This window comes from Mesorhizobium sp. USDA 4132, from assembly GCF_056279545.1.
The window spans coordinates 995,650-1,011,501 of the sequence record NZ_JBWCCP010000001.1; the positions used below are offsets into that span (position 1 = coordinate 995,650).

Genomic DNA, 15,852 nt, shown 5'->3' on the forward strand with positions numbered 1-15,852 from the left:
GCCTCCGAAGAGCGACAAAGCGCCGGCTTGACCGTGGCGTTCGGCCGGCGCTAGAACCGGCCATGACGAACGCCGACGATTTCAGCGGCCGCGTGGCCGACGCTCCATCCGACAACTGGGTCTATCGCGTTCTGCCGCGGCCGGCCTGGCCCTATGCGCAGCTTGCGAGATGGGACCGGCCGATCGGCTGGCAGCTTCTGATGTGGCCGTGTTTCTGGTCGGCGGCGCTGGCGGCGAACGCCGCCAAGGGCGAGGGCGCGTTTTCCCTCGGCCTCCTGTTTTTCCACCTCGTGCTGTTCTTCTTAGGCGCGGTCGCGATGCGCGGTGCCGGCTGCACCTATAACGATCTGGTCGACCATGACATCGACATGGAGGTGGCGCGCACCCGCTCGCGGCCGCTGCCCTCCGGCCGGGTGTCGCGTTTCGAAGCCAAGGTCTTCATTGGCGTGCAGGCGCTGATCGGCCTGCTCGTCCTCATCCAGTTCAACGGTTTCACCATCCTGCTCGGCATCCTGTCGCTGGCGGTGGTGGCGATCTATCCCTTCGCCAAGCGGTTTACCGACTGGCCGCAATTTTTCCTCGGCCTTGCCTTCTCCTGGGGCGCGCTGATGGGCTGGGCGGGCGTGTTCGGCAGCCTCTCCGCCGCCGCCCTCTGGCTTTACCTGGCCGCCATCGCCTGGACGATCGGATACGACACGATCTATGCCCATCAGGACAAGGAGGATGACGAGCTGATCGGAGTGCGCTCGACAGCACGTCTCTTCGGCGACAATACCAAGCCATGGCTGATCGGCCTTTACGGCCTGACGCTGATCTTCCTGCTGCTTGCGTTCGCAGCGGCCGGCGTCGGTTTCCTCGCCTATCTCGGGCTTCTCGCCGCAGCCCTAATGTTCGGCTGGCAGGTGCTGATCCTCGATATCGACGATGCCGACCAGTGCTTGAGGCTTTTCAAGTCGAACACCCGCGTCGGCGCGATCCTATTTGCCGGCCTCGTCCTGTCGCTTGCCCTCTAACGGAAAAAGCCCGACCGCTCAAGGATCGGGCTCCCTCCCATGTTATCGCGAGAGGCGGTGGACAAAGGGACAAGCAAAGCCCTAGCGTCGCGCGATAATTTCCTTGCCTTCGATCTTCATCGTCACGCCCAGGCTGCCGGTGGTGCGGCGGACCAGGAAGCGCGGACGACGGGCCGCGAAATAGGAATGGCGGCGGCGCTGCCTGACGCCGTTGGTTCGCACGTCGCCGATATGGTTTTCCAGCGGCCGGGCGATGCCGTCGGCTTCCACCATCAGCATCGGAATGCGATAGGCGTCCGACCAGCTCCGCCAGTCGGCGGCGATGTCGCAGAGGTCGTGGGCGACGAGCAGCGGAATGCAGAGATCCGGATCGTCGTGATGCAGTTCGAGCGTGACCGTCACTTCGCCGTCGCCGTGGTCTATGGCGCGGGCCGCAACCCCTTTGAAGGCGCGGGCGGGCAAGGCGAAGGAGAGCGGCAGGCCGCTTGCGGGGAGGATCTTACGCAGCACTGCGCCGCGTTCGTCGATGGTGATGGAGACATCTCCTGAGGTCTCGCGCAGCGCATAGGTAACCTGCTGCGGGAAACGAGACGGATCGAGCCTGAATGTCGACCCTGCCCAGACGGGCTTCAGAACAGTGTTGGTCATCGATATGCTACCCTTGTTTTACCTGAGAGCCGTTGCCGGTTTCTCTACGGGACTTTTGTCCTCTGATACCCAAAGCATAGGGCGGGCCATGTTCGAGACTGCTTAAAAATAGCGGTTAAAGAAGCCTTGCCTGCCTGGATGGTTAGCAAAAGGGGTCGGATTTGGGTTTCCGGAAGATGAATCGCAGCATTGCTGTGCAGGCCTGGGACATTCCGGACGGGATGTCGAAACCCTTTCGAAAAGCCACAGGCAAGGCTAGACTGCAATGATTGCGGCAGCATAATTCCGAGTCGTGAGGCCCTTCCATGGTATCGACCTATCTCACCTTTGATCTTGTCAATCGCGACATGCAGAAGAGCCTGAAAAACATTGCCGGGCAGACGACGGTCGTCAACGATACGAAGTACTATCAGGACAATATCGGCAAGGTGAAAACCGTCGACGAGTTCCTCGGCAATTATCGCCTCTATTCCTATGCGATGCAGGCCCACGGCCTGGACGACATGATCTATGCCAAGGCGTTCATGAAGCAGGTGCTGGAAAGCGATCTCAGCGACGACAATAGCTTTGCAAACCGCCTGACCGACGACCGTTACAAGAATATCGCCGCAGCGTTCAATTTCGGCGTTTCCAACGGAGAGGGGGCAGCCGCCCAGTCCAACGGCCAGATGGACGAACTCTTCGATACCTACGACCAGACGATCGCAGCCCAGAACGATACGATCGAGGAAGATACCCGTTATTTCAAGGTCATGCTGGGCGAAACCGGCAATATCACCAATGTCGATCAGCTGCTGGCCAACCCGAGGCTCCGCGACTACCTGTTCACGGCCTATGGCATCGATACCAAATATTACAACTACAATGCCATCCGCGGCGTGCTGACCAGCGACCCGGCCGATCCGACCAGCTTTTACAATACCGCCTATGGCAACAATCTCGACCAGTACAATGCGGCGAAAACCGAAGACACGGAGCTTGCCGAGCGGCTGAGCCTCAGCACCGGCATTCCCACGCTGCAGGATTCGATCGCGCTCGGCCAGCAGAAGAAAACCGATCTCGAAACCCAGATCGCCGCCAAGCAGGACGAACTGAACAATGGCGGTGATCCGGCGGTGATCCAGCCGCTGATCGACGCGATGCAGACGGAGCTGACCAATACGGTGCAGGCAATCCAGACGGACCAGGATAACCTGACGACGTCGCAGACGCGTTATACCGAACTGGATGGCAGGCTGGTGCCGATCGCCCAGACGGACTCGCGGCGCGCCGAACTCGCGACCATCATCAGCGCTGGGGCGTCCGATGCGCCTTATCTCGCATTGATGAAATCGCTCGCCGAGGATTTCAGCTTCAACGCGGACGGCTCTGTGCCGGCAGGCGGTGCGGTCACGCCGGAAAAATTGCTGGAGATTGTCGGAGGCTTCTTCAACAAGCAGACCCGGATCACGCATGCCGAGGCGATGTTCAATCAGGAGCTCTTCGAGCAGAAGCTCAAGACGGCTACCAACGTCAGCGATTTCATCAATGATCCCCGGCTTCTCAAATATATCAAGGTCGCCTTCGATCTCGACAAGGTGACGGTCGTCAAGTCCACGATCGAACAGATATTGACGAGCGATCTCTCCGACCCAGACAGCTATGCGAACCGCTTTGGCGTTACCAATCCGGAATATCTGGATCTCGCGAAGGCTTTCAACTTCGCCACCGACGGTACCGTCGCTGCCGGCCAGGCCCAGGACGAATTACAGACCAGTACCACCCGCAGCGATTATATGAGCCGCTGGGACGACAAACAGGAAGCGGATCTCGACAAGACCATCAAGTTCTACAAGCTCGACCTTTCGGAAGTGAGGACGCTGGACGACTTTCTGAGCGCGGATGCCGACAAATCCTACGATTTTGCTCTTCAAGCGGTTGGCCTCGACCCCGCCACCGTTTCGAAGCTGACGATCAAGAGTGCCTTGAAAAGCGACCTTTCCGACCCGAACAGCTATATCTACAAGCTGAAGGACGAACGTTTCGTCTCGCTTGCCAAGCTCTTCAACTTCGACCCCAAGGGGGCAGTCACCCGCCAGGTGCTGCTCCAGTCCAATGCGGCAATCACCAACGTTGCCAAGGATTATATCCTGCGCAAAAGCCGGTTCATGGAAGGCGATGAACTCAAAGCGGCTAGGGCGAAAGCCCAGACGGAGGCCAAATATTATACCGACGCAATGCAGCGCATCGGCAGCCGCGACGAACTGCTCGCCGATCGCAAGACGCTCGACATCCTGCTGATATCGAAGGGGATCGACCCTTCCAAGGTCACCAACGATTTCCTGAAGAAGGCCTTCAATTCGGATCCCGCCGACCCCAAGAGCTTCGTGAATACCCAGACGGACAAGCGGTTCGCGCAGCTCGTCGGTACCTTCAATTTCGACTCCAAGGGTGAGATCGACCGAAGCTCGGCAGGCGAGGCCCAGAACGGCGGCGAAGTCGTCGCGACCCAGGACCTTTACGTCCGCCAGCTTCTCGAAAACCAGCAGGGCGAGGAAAATCCGGGCGTCCGCCTGGCGCTTTATTTCGAGCGCATGTCGGACAGCATCACCGACCCATACGTGATCCTCGGCGACGAGGCGCTGAAGGAGTTCTTCCGCGTCACTTTCAGCCTGCCCGCGGAAATCGCCAACATGGACGTCGACCAGCAGGCCAAGATCGTCAAGAACAAGCTCAACCTCGAGGATCTGAGCGATCCGGAGAAGGTCAAGAAACTGGTCCAGCGCTTCACGATCATGTACGACCTGGAAAACAGCCAGAATACGGCATCGGCAGTGAGCATTCTAAGCAGCGACGGCAGTTCGGTCGGCATCAGCTCGGACACCCTATGGGCATTGTCCCAGATCCGGATGGGCTGAGGGCGGGCGGTTATCAGGCGTCGGTGGTCTTTGCCGTCGTCTCGAAGTGCGGATCTGCATTCGATTCGAGCCAGTCGAGGTCGGCGCGCATCGCGTCGCGGCTTGCTTTCTCCATCCGCCGATAGCGCGACAGCAGTTCCTGGCCGAATTCCGTCAAACCCGCACCGCCGCCGCTTTTGCCGCCGTGGCGGGTAAAGATCGACGGCTCCTTGAACATCCGGTTGATCTCGTCGCCGAGCAGCCATGCCCGCCGGTAGGACATGCCGATCGAGGCGCCCGCCGCCCGGATCGAGCCGTGTTCGGCGATCAGTTCCAGAAGCTGCGCCTTGCCCGGACCGAGCCGCACGCCGTTGTCGAGGTCGATCCGGATCGTGGTCTTCGAGGGCCGGCTCATGGAATGGTCACCACCTTGCCGGGGTTCATGATGCCGGCCGGATCGAACGCCTGCTTGATGCGCCGCATCAGGTCCATCTCGATCGGCGAACGGATATGGGCGAGTTCGTCGCGCTTCAACTGACCGATGCCGTGTTCGGCTGAGATCGACCCACCGGCGGCGAGCACGATGCTGTGGACGATCGCGTTGATCTCCCGCCAGCGGCCGATGAATGCCGCCTTGTCGCCCGCCATGTCGGCGCTGATGGGCTGCGAGATGTTGTAATGGATATTGCCGTCGCCGAGATGGCCGAAGGCGCAGACCCGCGCACCCGGCATGGCCGCCAGCACCGCCTGTTCTGCCTCCGCCATGAAGGTCGGGATTTTCGAGACCGGCACCGACACGTCGTGCTTGATCGAGCCGCCTTCGGGTTTCTGCGCATCCGACATGCTTTCGCGCATGTGCCAGAGCGCCTTCTGCTGCGCGACGGAGGAGGCGATCACGGCGTCGCGGATGAGGCCTGCCTCGAAACCCTGTTCGAGCAGCGATTGTACCATGGAACTAGCCGTCTCGGCGGAATCCGAGGTCGAGATGTCGATCAGCGCGTACCATGGATGCGGCTCGGAGAGCGGATCGCGCACGCCCTCTATATGCCGGACCACGAATTCGATGCCGATGCGCGGCATCAGCTCGAAACCGGTCAGCGCCGTGCCGCAGAGGTTCGAGGCCCGCTCGAAGAGTTTTAACGCGTCTGCCGGCGAATTGAGGCCGGCAAGTGCGACCTGGTGCCCGACCGGCTGCGGAAAAAGTTTCAGCACCGCGCCGGTAATGATGCCGAGCGTGCCTTCCGCGCCGATGAACAGGTCGCGCAGATCGTAGCCGGTATTGTCCTTCTTGAGCCGGCGCAGGCCGTCCCAGATCTCGCCGGTCGGCAGCACCACTTCGAGCCCGAGGCAGAGTTGGCGGGTATTGCCATAGGCGAGCACGGCAGTACCGCCGGCATTGGTGGAGAGGTTGCCGCCGATGCGGCAGGAGCCCTCTGAGCCGAGCGACAGGGGAAATAGCCGGTCGACGGCTTCCGCCGCCTTCTGCACGTCGGCAAGAATGGCGCCGCCGTCGGCGACCAGCACGTTTGCGACCGGATCGACGTCACGGATGCGGTTCATGCGTTCGAGCGAGACGATCAGGTCGCTGCCGCCGGTGCGCGGCGTCTGGCCTCCCACAAGGCCGGTATTGCCGGTCTGCGGCACGATCGGCGTGCCGGTCTCGCTCGCAAGCTTCAGGATCGCGGACACTTCCTCGACCGAGCCCGGTTTCAGCAGCATCGGCGAAGAACCCTTGTAGAGCCCGCGGCCCTCGACCAGATGCGGCGCAAGATCATTGGCATCGCGCAGCACGTGATTTTCGCCGACGATCGCGGCGAAGCGGTCGAGAAGTTCTGGTTTCAGCCCGGAAATATCCATCAGCGTCTCCTCCTCCTTTGCCCGGCTTATTCCCGTGGGGCAGCCGCCCTCGCCAGCCGGTCGTTGATCGCTTCGCCGAGCCCATGGTCGGGAATGGGCGTGACGGCGATACTGGCGGCGCCGGTGGCGTCGGCCCGCTTCAGGTAATCGAACAGGTTTGCCGCCGCCTGTGCAAGATCACTGGACCGGCTCAGGTCAAAAACCGCTGCGGCGAGTTCCATTCCCTTCACGGGAGCAGAACCGAACCGGATCAATGCCTCGCCGGTCTCGACATGGTCGGCATTGAGCCTGACCGCCGCTCCTGGCGCGTAATGGGAAGCGAGCATGCCGGGAGCCTCGATGATCGCCGCCGGTCCCTCAGGCCGGATCACCGCAAGACCGGTTGCCTTCTCGATCTCTTCCACGGCCACCCCACCCGGCCGCAGCAGCCGGATCACGCCATCCTCGACACGAACGATGGTCGATTCGACACCGACCGGAGCCGCGCCGCCGTCGATGATCAAAGCCAGCTTGTCGCCCAGGTCGTCGGCCACATGGGCGGCGCTGGTTGGGCTCACCTTGCCGGACGTGTTGGCGCTCGGCGCCGCAAGCGGCTTGCCGAAGGCGCGGATCAGATCGGAAGCGAAGCCCTTGGGAAGCCGGATGCCGACCGTGTCGAGCCCGGCCGTCGCCAGCGCGTGGATGCCGCTTTCGGGCTTCAGGGCCAGGATCAGGGTGAGGGGGCCCGGCCAGAAGGCTTGGCCAAGCTTTTTCGAAATCGGATCGAAGTCGGCATAACGCTCGGCCATGGCAAGATCCGACATATGGCAGATCAGCGGATTGAAGCGCGGCCGGCCCTTGGTCTCGTAGATGCGGGTGATGGCGGCGGGATTGGTGGCATCGGCCGCAAGCCCGTAGACCGTCTCGGTCGGGATCGCCACGGGAAGGCCGTCGCCGAGCACGGCGCAGGCCTGGGCAAGCGCGCCGTCATGGTCCCGGGTGATGTCGATGATTTGAGCCGTCATATCCGCCCGTCAATAACGCGGACCCGGGCGTCTTCATAGCTTTTTGATGATCTCGCGGAGCATTTCGTTGGAGGTGCCGAGCATCAGCACGTTCTTGATCGCTTCCATCGGATCGTTGGTCCGGAACAGAAGGCCGTTCTTGCGGATCGAGCGGTTGATCTGCAGCGGCTGGCCGGCCTCTCGTTCGACAGCAACGGCGAAATACATGCGCGAATAGGCCGTGCTGATACGCTCGAAGAACGTTTCCTCCCCGCCCATCTCCGAGACGAAATTGGCAATGTAGAAGGACCAGCTGACCGGCACGCCGTGGGCAAGTTGCGTTTTTGCCGCCGTGACATGGCAATAGCCGAGATGCGGCCGCTCATCGAGCGTGTGGTGAAAGATGATCTTCGGAAACTTGATCGAGCGATGGAAGGAGTTGATCCGGTTGTGGCTTGTCTCGCCGGCCGCCTCCAGCCTTTTGCCTGTGCGCTCGGCGACCTCGTCATGGGTGAGATAACGGCGCTCTTCCGGCAGCCAGATCGGATTGTAGCGGGCGATGCGCCCCGTCCGAAGGAATTCGGAATGGGCAGCGGTCTTCACTGCCACCGGCGCCGGAGGCTTTGGTGGAGGAGCTTTATAGTAACGGATTTTCCCCTTGGCCTGCACGGTGGCATCGCTCCCATTCGAGCCGGGATTTTATGGCTTATCCCTTAATGACAGGTTTCGCTTTCGCGGGGCTGGAGTGTTGCATTCCGGGCCGTTTCGCCGCTGTCGCCAACGCGGTTGCCGATGTCGCAATGTCGCCTATGCGACACGCCCGCTCGATGATTATATCCGCCTCGATCTTGAGGTGCCGCCTGTCTAGGGAAGGCGGAGAATTGGGAAGCCGGCAGGGGTCTTCGAAACCTTGATCCGGCGCTGCCCCCGCAACGGTGGTGGAGCAAGAAAGCTTGGTACAGGCCACTGGGAAAGAGCCGAAAAGGCCGCCCGGGAAGGCGCCGAGCCCGTCCCGCAACGGACAGCTCCTGAGCCCGGAAACCAGCCTCGGGACAAAAGATGACGACCGGACGCGGCGGGCGTTCGGGACAGGGTTTGGGGCGGGCCTGGGGGCCGGCCGGCATTTCCATGTCCTTCCGCTGTCCACATTGACGAGGAAGGGAAGTATATGGAAATTCGCAATCAGGCCCTGCGGCAGCTCAAGAACCGCCGCGAGGGGTTCAGCCTCGAACAGCCCTTCTATACCGATCCCGCCTATTTCAAGCTCGATCTGGAAATGATCTGGTACCGCGACTGGCTGTTCGTCGGGCATGATTGCGAGCTGCCCAAGGCCGGCGCCTATTTCACCCTGCAGATCGGCGATTATCCGGTCGTTATCGTGCGCGGCCGCGACAACCAGATCCGGGCGCTGCACAATACCTGCCGCCATCGTGGCAGCCGTGTCTGCACCAAGGAACATGGCTCGGCGGTGCGGCTCGTTTGTCCCTACCATCAATGGACCTACGAGCTGGACGGCTCGCTTCTGGTCGGTCGCCAGATGGGCCAGGACTTCGACAAGACCCAATTCAGCATGAAGAAGGTCCATTGCGAGAGCGTCGCCGGCTTTATCTTCATCTGTCTTGCCAACGAGGCGCCGGATTTCGCGCCGGTTCGCGCCGCCATCGAGCCTTATATGGCCCCGCACCGCCTGTCGGAAGCCAAGGTCGCGCACCAGTCGACGATCATCGAAAAGGGCAACTGGAAGCTCGTCTGGGAAAACAACCGCGAGTGTTACCACTGCGCCGCCAACCACCCGGAACTCTGCCGCACCTATCCGGAATCGCCGACCGCGACCGGTGTCCAGGGCGCCAAGGACGATCCGGTCATCGCCGCCCATTGGCAGCGCTGTGAGACGGCCGGGTTGCCGAGCGAGTTCCGGATGGACGAGACCGGCCAGTTCCGCGTCGCGCGCATGCCGCTGATCGAGGATGCCGAGAGCTATACGATGAGCGGCCGCAACGCCGTACAGCGCAAACTCTCCGACGACGTGACGATCAATTCGATCGGCACCATGCTGCTGTTCCACTATCCAAGCAGCTGGAACCACATTCTCGGTGACCACGCGATCTCGTTCCGCGTCACCCCGCTCGGGCCGGAAGAAACGGCGGTTACCACCAAATGGCTGGTCCACAAGGACGCGGTCGAGGGCGTCGACTACAATCTCGAAGAACTGACCCATGTCTGGAACATGACCAACGACCAGGACCGTCAGATCGTGGAGGAAAACGCTTTCGGCATCCGCTCGCCCGCCTACGAGCCCGGTCCTTACTCGCCACTCCACGAAGGCGGCGTCATGCAGTTCGTCGAATGGTACTCGAACTTCATGGTCAATCGGCTGCAGGGCGACCAGGCGAAACTTTCGATCGTCGCCTGATCGCCAATTCGTGATCGGCGTTGATCGGCACGGGGCGTGGCTCCAGGAACGGAATCCCGCGTGTGGCGTTGTTTTCTGATTGAAAATCAGAATGAGGAAGCACCCCGCATGAACGCCTTTCGCCTACGCCTGACCGCAGCGGCAGTCGCGGTGGTCACGACATTTGCTGGCCTTGTACCCGCGCAGGCTGTCCAAATGCCGGCTCCGCCATCCGGCATTTCGGCCGCCAGCGATGTCACCAATGTCCAGTACCGTCGCGACTTCCGGCGTGACCGATACGGTTGGTATCGCGGCCATCGCGGTTACCGCGACCGCCGCCCCGGTTATCGTTATCACAACGGTTTCTGGTTCCCGCTGGCCGCCTTCGGTGCCGGTGCCATTATCGGCGGCGCTATCCAGGCGGATCGGGGTTATGGCAGCCGCCACGTCGCCTGGTGTGAAAGCCGTTATCGCAGCTATCGGGCCTGGGACGATACCTATGCACCGCGCGCCGGCGTGCGGGCACGCTGCATCTCGCCTTACAGGTAAGCAGTATTGGCCATCCCAAGGCAAGCCCGGTTGCACACATGCCGCGACCGGGCTTGCATCGTCGCGGCCCGCGTTAATCACGCGTTCAGGATGAACTTCCCAAGGGTTGCAACGAAATAGAATTCCGCTGCATATTGAAATAACTGGCTGGCAAAATAGAACATGGACAAGGGATCTGGGGGCTTAACATGACGCTTTTCAAGAAGATTGCGGCTGCGGGCATCTCCGCTGCCGTTCTCGCCGGCTCGCTGATGCCGGCTCAGGCGATGCCGGTGCCGACCGCTCCGGCCGGGATCGCAACGAACGCCAATACCGACGTGACCCTCGTGCAATACGGTCGCCACGGCGGCGGCTGGTATGGCGGGCATCGCGGTTATCGCGACTACCGGCCGGGCTATCGACGCCATAACGGCTACTGGTTCCCGCTGGCCGCCTTCGGTGCCGGTGCGCTGATCGGCGGTGCCATTGCCTCCCAGCCGCGTTACGTCGAGCCGGCGCCGGTCTATCGCGGCGGGGACGACATCAATCCGCGCCACTACGAATGGTGCGCCGAGCGTTATCGCTCCTACGACGCCTATTCGAACTCGTTCCAACCGAACTACGGCCCGCGTCAGACCTGCTATTCGCCCTATTTCTAAGAGCGGCCGATAGGCAAAGTTCAACCCGTCCGACATCAAGCCGGGCGGGGTTTTCGGTTTGTCCGCGGTCAAAGAATGCCGGTGCGTTTCAACAGCCACCAGGCGGCAAGCACTGAAATAACGATCAGGCCGAAGGCATAGGCCGTCCCCGAGCCATTCCCCTCGAAGGGCAGCGACGCAGTGTTCATGCCGAAAAAGCCGGTGACCAAGGTCGGCGGCAGCAGGAAGGCGGTCATCAGCGACAGGATGTAGAGGTGCCTGTTGGTCTCGGAGGAGAGTTTCGAGTCGATTTCCTCATGCAGCAGCCGGGCGCGCTCCTGCAGCGCGTAGACGTCGTGATCGGCCGCCTCCAGCCTGCCGATCAGCCGCGAAGCGGCGTCGTCGAAACCGGGCGGCATCTCGTCATCGTCGGTCGCCGCCGCGCGCCTGAGCAGCGTCAGCACGGTTCTCAAGTGCCGGTGCAGCCTGACCACCGTCCGCCGGATCGGCGCGAGGCGCCGCCGCTCGTCGCGCGGCGTGTTGTCGTAAACGAAGTCCTCGATGATGTTCATTTCCTCGGTCAGCTCCATCACCAGCGCGATCAGCGTGCGCTGGAATTCGGCGACCAATGTCTCGAACACGTCGATCGGCTTCTTGTAACGCGAGGCGTTCTTTTCGATCGCCGCCCGCACCCGGTCGATCGATCTCAGGGGCTGCAGGCGGGTGGTGATGATCACCCTGTCGGAGACGAAAAAATGCAGCCAGCCGATATCGCGGGTCTCGCTGTCGAACTCGCGCTGGAAATCGACCAGTGTGCCATAGACCAGCTGCTCGTCGAGCGTCACCGCCGCGTGCGTGTCGTGGGTGGTGAGTGCGGCGATGGCCGGTGGCGTCAGGCCCGGGAAGTTCTCCAGGAAGGCGTTGACCCGACTGTCGACGAGGTTGAGATGCAGCCACAGAAAACCGTCGCCGACATCGAGATCGCTGCGCGCCGCATCGAGCGGCAACCTGGTGCAGGGCGCCGCTCCCGGATGGAAGTGATAGGCCCAGACGAGGCCGGGGATAGCGGGGTTCATGAGGGACATGGCCGAGGAATCCGAAAGCATAGGCATCACTCCATAGACCTCTTGTGTAACGCCTGTTTCAACAACGTTCTCTAAAAATTCCTTGAACGCTCCAGCGCCGTTTGTTACATGTAACAAATCAAGGAGTATTTCATATGGCCAGTTCCGTGAATGAGCGTGTCAGAAAACGTCGTGAAAATCTCCGGGCGTCCGGGTTGCGTCCAGTGCAAATTTGGGTTCCCGATACGCGGCGCCCTGGTTTTGCAGAGGAATGCCATCGGCAGTCGCGTTTGGTCGCGGCGGCGGATGCAGCAGATCCCGATCTTATGAAATTTCTGGATGATGCCCTGGCTGATCTCGGGGAGCAATGATGCGCAGGGGCGATCTTGTGACGGTTGCTCTGGCTGGTGATTTCGGAAAACCGCGCCCCGCCCTTGTGATCCAATCCGACCTTTTCGACACCGACACGCTAACGGTTCTGCTGCTGTCCAGTACCATTGTTAATACGCCGCTCATCCGCATCATGGTCCAGCCCACGCCCAGGAACGCGCTCAACAGCCCCTCCCAGATCATGATCGACAAGGCGATGACCCTCAAGCGGGAAAAGATAGGGAGGGTTTTCGGCTCGATCGAAGATGACATTCTCGTAGCCGTGAATCGGTCGCTTGCCGTGTTCTTTGGCTTGGCCTGAACATTGACAACCGCATTTACGTTTACGTAAAAAGCAAAGTGAGGATGGTGGCTGAGTAGAATCGGCCAGTTAAGGCGGTCACAACCGCGCCCACGAGGAGGAGCATCATGTACAAAGCACCGGTCGAGGAGATCGCCTTCACCCTGAACCACGTGGCCGGTCTCGCGGACGCCCTGGAGATCGGCAGGTTCGGTGACCTGAGTGCCGATCTGGTCGAGGCGATCCTGGAGGAAGCGGGGCGGTTTGCGGGTAACGAGATGGCGCCGCTCGGCGAGATCGGCGACAAACAAGGCGCCCGCCTCACCGATGGCAAGGTGAAGACGCCCGACGGCTGGCCGGAACTCTATCGTCATTGGCGGGAAGGCGGCTGGAACGGCCTGACCGCGCCGGAAGCCTATGGCGGCCAAAACCTGCCGCATATGCTGAACGTCGCAGCGCTCGAAATGTGGAATTCCGCCTCCATGGCCTTCGCGCTCGCCCCGACGCTGACCATGGGAGCAATCGAGGCGCTGGTGGCGCACGGCAGCGATGCGCTGAAGGAAAAGTATCTGGCCAAATTGGTCTCCGGCGAATGGACCGGCACCATGAACCTCACCGAGCCGCATGCCGGCTCCGACCTCGGCGTTCTGAAGACCCGCGCCGAGCGCAGCGACGACGGCAGCTACCGCATTTTCGGCCAGAAGATCTTCATCACCTGGGGCGAGCACGACGCTGCCGACAACATCATCCATCTGGTATTGGCACGGCTTCCCGACGCGCCTGCCGGCACCCGCGGCATCTCGCTTTTCCTGGTGCCGAAATTTCTCGTGGGCGACGATGGATCGCTGGAGGCGCGCAACGACGTGTTCTGCCATTCGATCGAACACAAGCTCGGCATCCACGGCTCGCCGACCTGCACGATGATCTATGGCGACGGCAAATATTCTCTTGGCAACGAAGAGGACAAGGGCGCGATCGGCTGGCTGATCGGCGAGGAAAACAAGGGTCTCGCCTGCATGTTCACGATGATGAACAATGCGCGCCTGGCGGTCGGCATGCAGGGCGTGGCGATCGCCGAAGCCGCGACGCAGAAGGCCGTCGCCTTTGCCAAGGAACGCACTCAGGGCAAGGCGCCCGGCTGGTCGGGGGAGGGCATGAGCCCGATCATCGACCATCCGGACATCGCCCGCACGCTGATCACCATGAAGGCACTGACCCGAGGCGCTCGCGCCATCTGCTACGCCTGCGCCCACGCGATCGACATGTCGCATCACATCGAGGGCGACGAGGCCCGCCACTGGACCGAACGGGCAGCCCTTCTGACACCGATCGCAAAATCCTTCGCGACCGATGCCGGCGTCGACGTCGCATCGCTCGGCATCCAGGTGCATGGCGGCATGGGCTTTATCGAGGAGACGGGCGCTGCCCGTTACCTGCGCGACGCCCGTATCGCGCCAATCTACGAGGGCACCAACGGCATCCAGGCGATCGACCTCGTGACCCGCAAGCTGCCGCTTTCCTCCGGCGATCAGGTGCGCGGCTTCATCGGTGAGCTGAAGGAGATTGCCGATAGGATTTCAGCCTCCAACGATACGGCGTTCGGCGAAACCGGTGACCGCCTGCGCGCCGCCATCGCCGCACTCGAAACCGCCACCGGCTGGCTCCTCGACACTCAGGCGGCCGGCAAGACCGCCGAGGCGCTCGCCGGTGCGACGCCCTATCAGCGCCTGTTCGGCCTGGTGCTGACAGGCTGTTATCTTGCCAAGGGCGCGCTCGTCGCTGTCGATAACGGCGGTCCGGAAAAGCGCGTCGCGCTCTGCCGCTTCATGGCCGAAAACCTGCTGGCCGAAACCTCGGCCCTGAAGGACCGCGTCGTTTCAGGCGCCGCGAGCCTTCAAGCCGCGCGCGCTATCCTCGCCTGAAGGAGATCTCCGTGAGCGGCAACCATATTCTCGTCGAGCGCCCCGAGGCCCAGCCGGGCGTCATGGTGATCCGCTTCAATCGGCCGGAAAAGAAGAACGCCATCACCTCGGCCATGTACAACCGCATGACCGCTGCGCTCGAAGAGGCGAACAGGGACGACGCCGTTCGCGCCGTCGCCTTCCTCGGCACCGATGGCTGCTTCTCCGCCGGCAACGACATGGGGGATTTTCTTACCTACGCCATGTCCGGATCGAAGGAGGCGCCTGCCGCTTCCATATTCATCAAGGCACTGGCGCTTGCCGAAAAACCGCTGGTGTCGGGCGTCGATGGCCTGGCGATCGGCATCGGCACCACGTTGAACATGCATTGCGACCTGACGGTCGCCTCCGCCCGCAGCGTCTTCAAGACGCCCTTTGTCGATCTGGCGCTGGTGCCGGAGGCAGCCTCCAGCCTGCTGGCGCCGAAGGCCATCGGCCATCAGCGCGCCTTTGCCATGCTGGTGGCGGGCGAGGGGTTTTCGGCGCAAGCTGCACTCGACGCCGGTCTGATCTGGAAGATCGCAGAGCCGCTAGCGGTCGAAGCCGAGACGCTGGCGCTAGCCGCAAGCCTTGCAAGAAAACCACCGCAGGCCCTGAAGATCGCCCGTGACCTGGTGCGCGGACCGCGCGAGGCGGTACTTGCGCGTATCGACGAGGAGCTGGTGCATTTCTCCGCCCAGCTTAAAAGCGCCGAGGCGCGCGCCGCCTTCGAGGCCTTCATGCGGCGTTAACGGTGTCGCACGGGAAATTTCTGTTCCCGTCTTCTTTTGACGCAACTTCAGCGCTAGATTGCCTCCAATCGATCGGGAGGAAATGATGGCGCATCGTATTTCGTCGGGCTTGCTCGTACTGCTTCTTGGAATAGCGCCGGCGCAGGCCGAGACGCTGGTGTTCCCCTCGCAGAGCCAGCCGCTGCAGCTCGCCCAGAGCCCTTCCGTCACCATCGGCCCGAACGGCCTGATCATCCGCCGTGACGACGACCGTGATCGTGACAGGGACCGCGACAGGGACAGGGACAGGGACAGAGATCGCGACCGTGACCGTGACCGCGATAGAAATCGTCCCCGTCCGCAACGTTATGTCTGCGTCGTCTCTCCGCCGCCGAGCATGGACCGCCGCCGCCCCTATGTCTGCAATGCCGATCCCGGCCGCGTCGGCAGCCGCTGCCGCTGCTCCGGCGTGGTTGGCACCGGTACGCTTGATCTGGATCGGTAGGAAGCCA

The 15,852-nt window shown here is 61.9% G+C and carries 16 protein-coding genes and 1 riboswitch; of the genes, 10 read left to right on the plus strand and 6 right to left on the minus strand.

Annotated features, from left to right (window positions below):
* Positions 1-62 precede the first annotated feature (62 nt).
* Positions 63-1,013, plus strand: a complete 951-nt coding sequence (gene ubiA, locus ACZ9IU_RS05070; protein ID WP_038540444.1) for a 4-hydroxybenzoate octaprenyltransferase — start codon at positions 63-65, stop codon at positions 1,011-1,013.
* Between the two features lie 81 nt (positions 1,014-1,094).
* Here the strand turns inward: ubiA and ACZ9IU_RS05075 are convergent, their stop codons facing one another.
* A complete protein-coding gene (locus tag ACZ9IU_RS05075) occupies positions 1,095-1,661 on the minus strand; it encodes a DUF6101 family protein (RefSeq protein ID WP_038540447.1) in 567 nt (188 codons plus the stop codon).
* Between the two features lie 305 nt (positions 1,662-1,966).
* Here ACZ9IU_RS05075 and ACZ9IU_RS05080 point away from each other — a divergent pair, with 305 nt between their 5' ends.
* A complete protein-coding gene (locus ACZ9IU_RS05080) occupies positions 1,967-4,558 on the plus strand; it encodes a DUF1217 domain-containing protein (protein WP_038540450.1) in 2,592 nt (863 codons plus the stop codon).
* A 13-nt stretch (positions 4,559-4,571) separates the two neighbouring features.
* Here the strand turns inward: ACZ9IU_RS05080 and ACZ9IU_RS05085 are convergent, their stop codons facing one another.
* From ACZ9IU_RS05085 to ACZ9IU_RS05100, 4 genes are read right to left on the minus strand one after another with little or no spacing between them, the layout of a single operon-like run.
* Positions 4,572-4,952, minus strand: a complete 381-nt coding sequence (locus ACZ9IU_RS05085; RefSeq protein ID WP_038540454.1) for a winged helix-turn-helix domain-containing protein — start codon at positions 4,950-4,952, stop codon at positions 4,572-4,574.
* On the minus strand, positions 4,949-6,394 hold the full coding sequence (locus ACZ9IU_RS05090) for an FAD-binding oxidoreductase (RefSeq protein WP_038540457.1): 1,446 nt from the start codon (positions 6,392-6,394) through the stop codon (positions 4,949-4,951). The genes ACZ9IU_RS05085 and ACZ9IU_RS05090 overlap by 4 nt, the downstream gene beginning before the upstream one ends.
* A gap of 26 nt (positions 6,395-6,420) precedes the next feature.
* On the minus strand, positions 6,421-7,398 hold the full coding sequence (locus ACZ9IU_RS05095; RefSeq protein WP_038540460.1) for an L-threonylcarbamoyladenylate synthase: 978 nt from the start codon (positions 7,396-7,398) through the stop codon (positions 6,421-6,423).
* 33 nt (positions 7,399-7,431) lie between these two features.
* A complete protein-coding gene (locus tag ACZ9IU_RS05100; protein ID WP_477484351.1) occupies positions 7,432-8,028 on the minus strand; it encodes a DUF6656 family protein in 597 nt (198 codons plus the stop codon).
* Positions 8,029-8,211: 183 nt separating this feature from the next.
* Positions 8,212-8,441, plus strand: a riboswitch (cobalamin riboswitch).
* Between the two features lie 104 nt (positions 8,442-8,545).
* Between ACZ9IU_RS05100 and ACZ9IU_RS05105 the strand changes: the two genes are divergently transcribed.
* From ACZ9IU_RS05105 to ACZ9IU_RS05115, 3 genes are all read left to right on the plus strand, one after another.
* Entirely contained in the window at positions 8,546-9,790 is a 1,245-nt protein-coding gene (locus tag ACZ9IU_RS05105; RefSeq protein WP_038540470.1) for an aromatic ring-hydroxylating oxygenase subunit alpha, read from the plus strand.
* Positions 9,791-9,898: 108 nt separating this feature from the next.
* The gene (locus ACZ9IU_RS05110) at positions 9,899-10,318 is read left to right on the plus strand and encodes a BA14K family protein (RefSeq protein ID WP_038540473.1); all 420 of its coding nucleotides are present in this window, start codon (positions 9,899-9,901) and stop codon (positions 10,316-10,318) included.
* A 188-nt stretch (positions 10,319-10,506) separates the two neighbouring features.
* Positions 10,507-10,956, plus strand: a complete 450-nt coding sequence (locus ACZ9IU_RS05115) for a BA14K family protein (protein ID WP_038540477.1) — start codon at positions 10,507-10,509, stop codon at positions 10,954-10,956.
* A 68-nt stretch (positions 10,957-11,024) separates the two neighbouring features.
* Here ACZ9IU_RS05115 and ACZ9IU_RS05120 read toward each other — a convergent pair whose 3' ends face one another.
* Positions 11,025-12,020, minus strand: a complete 996-nt coding sequence (locus ACZ9IU_RS05120) for a transporter (protein WP_038548798.1) — start codon at positions 12,018-12,020, stop codon at positions 11,025-11,027.
* A 134-nt stretch (positions 12,021-12,154) separates the two neighbouring features.
* On the opposite strand from ACZ9IU_RS05120, the gene ACZ9IU_RS05125 reads away from it, so the two are divergent.
* The 5 genes from ACZ9IU_RS05125 (at position 12,155) to ACZ9IU_RS05145 (ending at position 15,845) form a co-directional block, all read left to right on the plus strand.
* Positions 12,155-12,370 carry an antitoxin MazE family protein gene (locus ACZ9IU_RS05125; protein ID WP_080719117.1) on the plus strand — a complete coding sequence of 72 codons (216 nt, stop codon included), beginning with the start codon at positions 12,155-12,157 and terminating at the stop codon, positions 12,368-12,370.
* Positions 12,370-12,690: a type II toxin-antitoxin system PemK/MazF family toxin gene (locus tag ACZ9IU_RS05130; protein ID WP_038548801.1), complete on the plus strand. Its 321-nt coding sequence runs from the start codon at positions 12,370-12,372 to the stop codon at positions 12,688-12,690. The genes ACZ9IU_RS05125 and ACZ9IU_RS05130 overlap by 1 nt, the downstream gene beginning before the upstream one ends.
* A gap of 107 nt (positions 12,691-12,797) precedes the next feature.
* Complete coding sequence (locus ACZ9IU_RS05135; RefSeq protein WP_038540482.1) at positions 12,798-14,591, plus strand: acyl-CoA dehydrogenase; 1,794 nt, start codon at positions 12,798-12,800, stop codon at positions 14,589-14,591.
* An 11-nt stretch (positions 14,592-14,602) separates the two neighbouring features.
* Positions 14,603-15,361, plus strand: a complete 759-nt coding sequence (locus ACZ9IU_RS05140) for a crotonase/enoyl-CoA hydratase family protein (protein WP_038540484.1) — start codon at positions 14,603-14,605, stop codon at positions 15,359-15,361.
* Positions 15,362-15,446: 85 nt separating this feature from the next.
* The gene (locus tag ACZ9IU_RS05145; protein WP_038540487.1) at positions 15,447-15,845 is read left to right on the plus strand and encodes a hypothetical protein; all 399 of its coding nucleotides are present in this window, start codon (positions 15,447-15,449) and stop codon (positions 15,843-15,845) included.
* Positions 15,846-15,852: the final 7 nt, after the last annotated feature.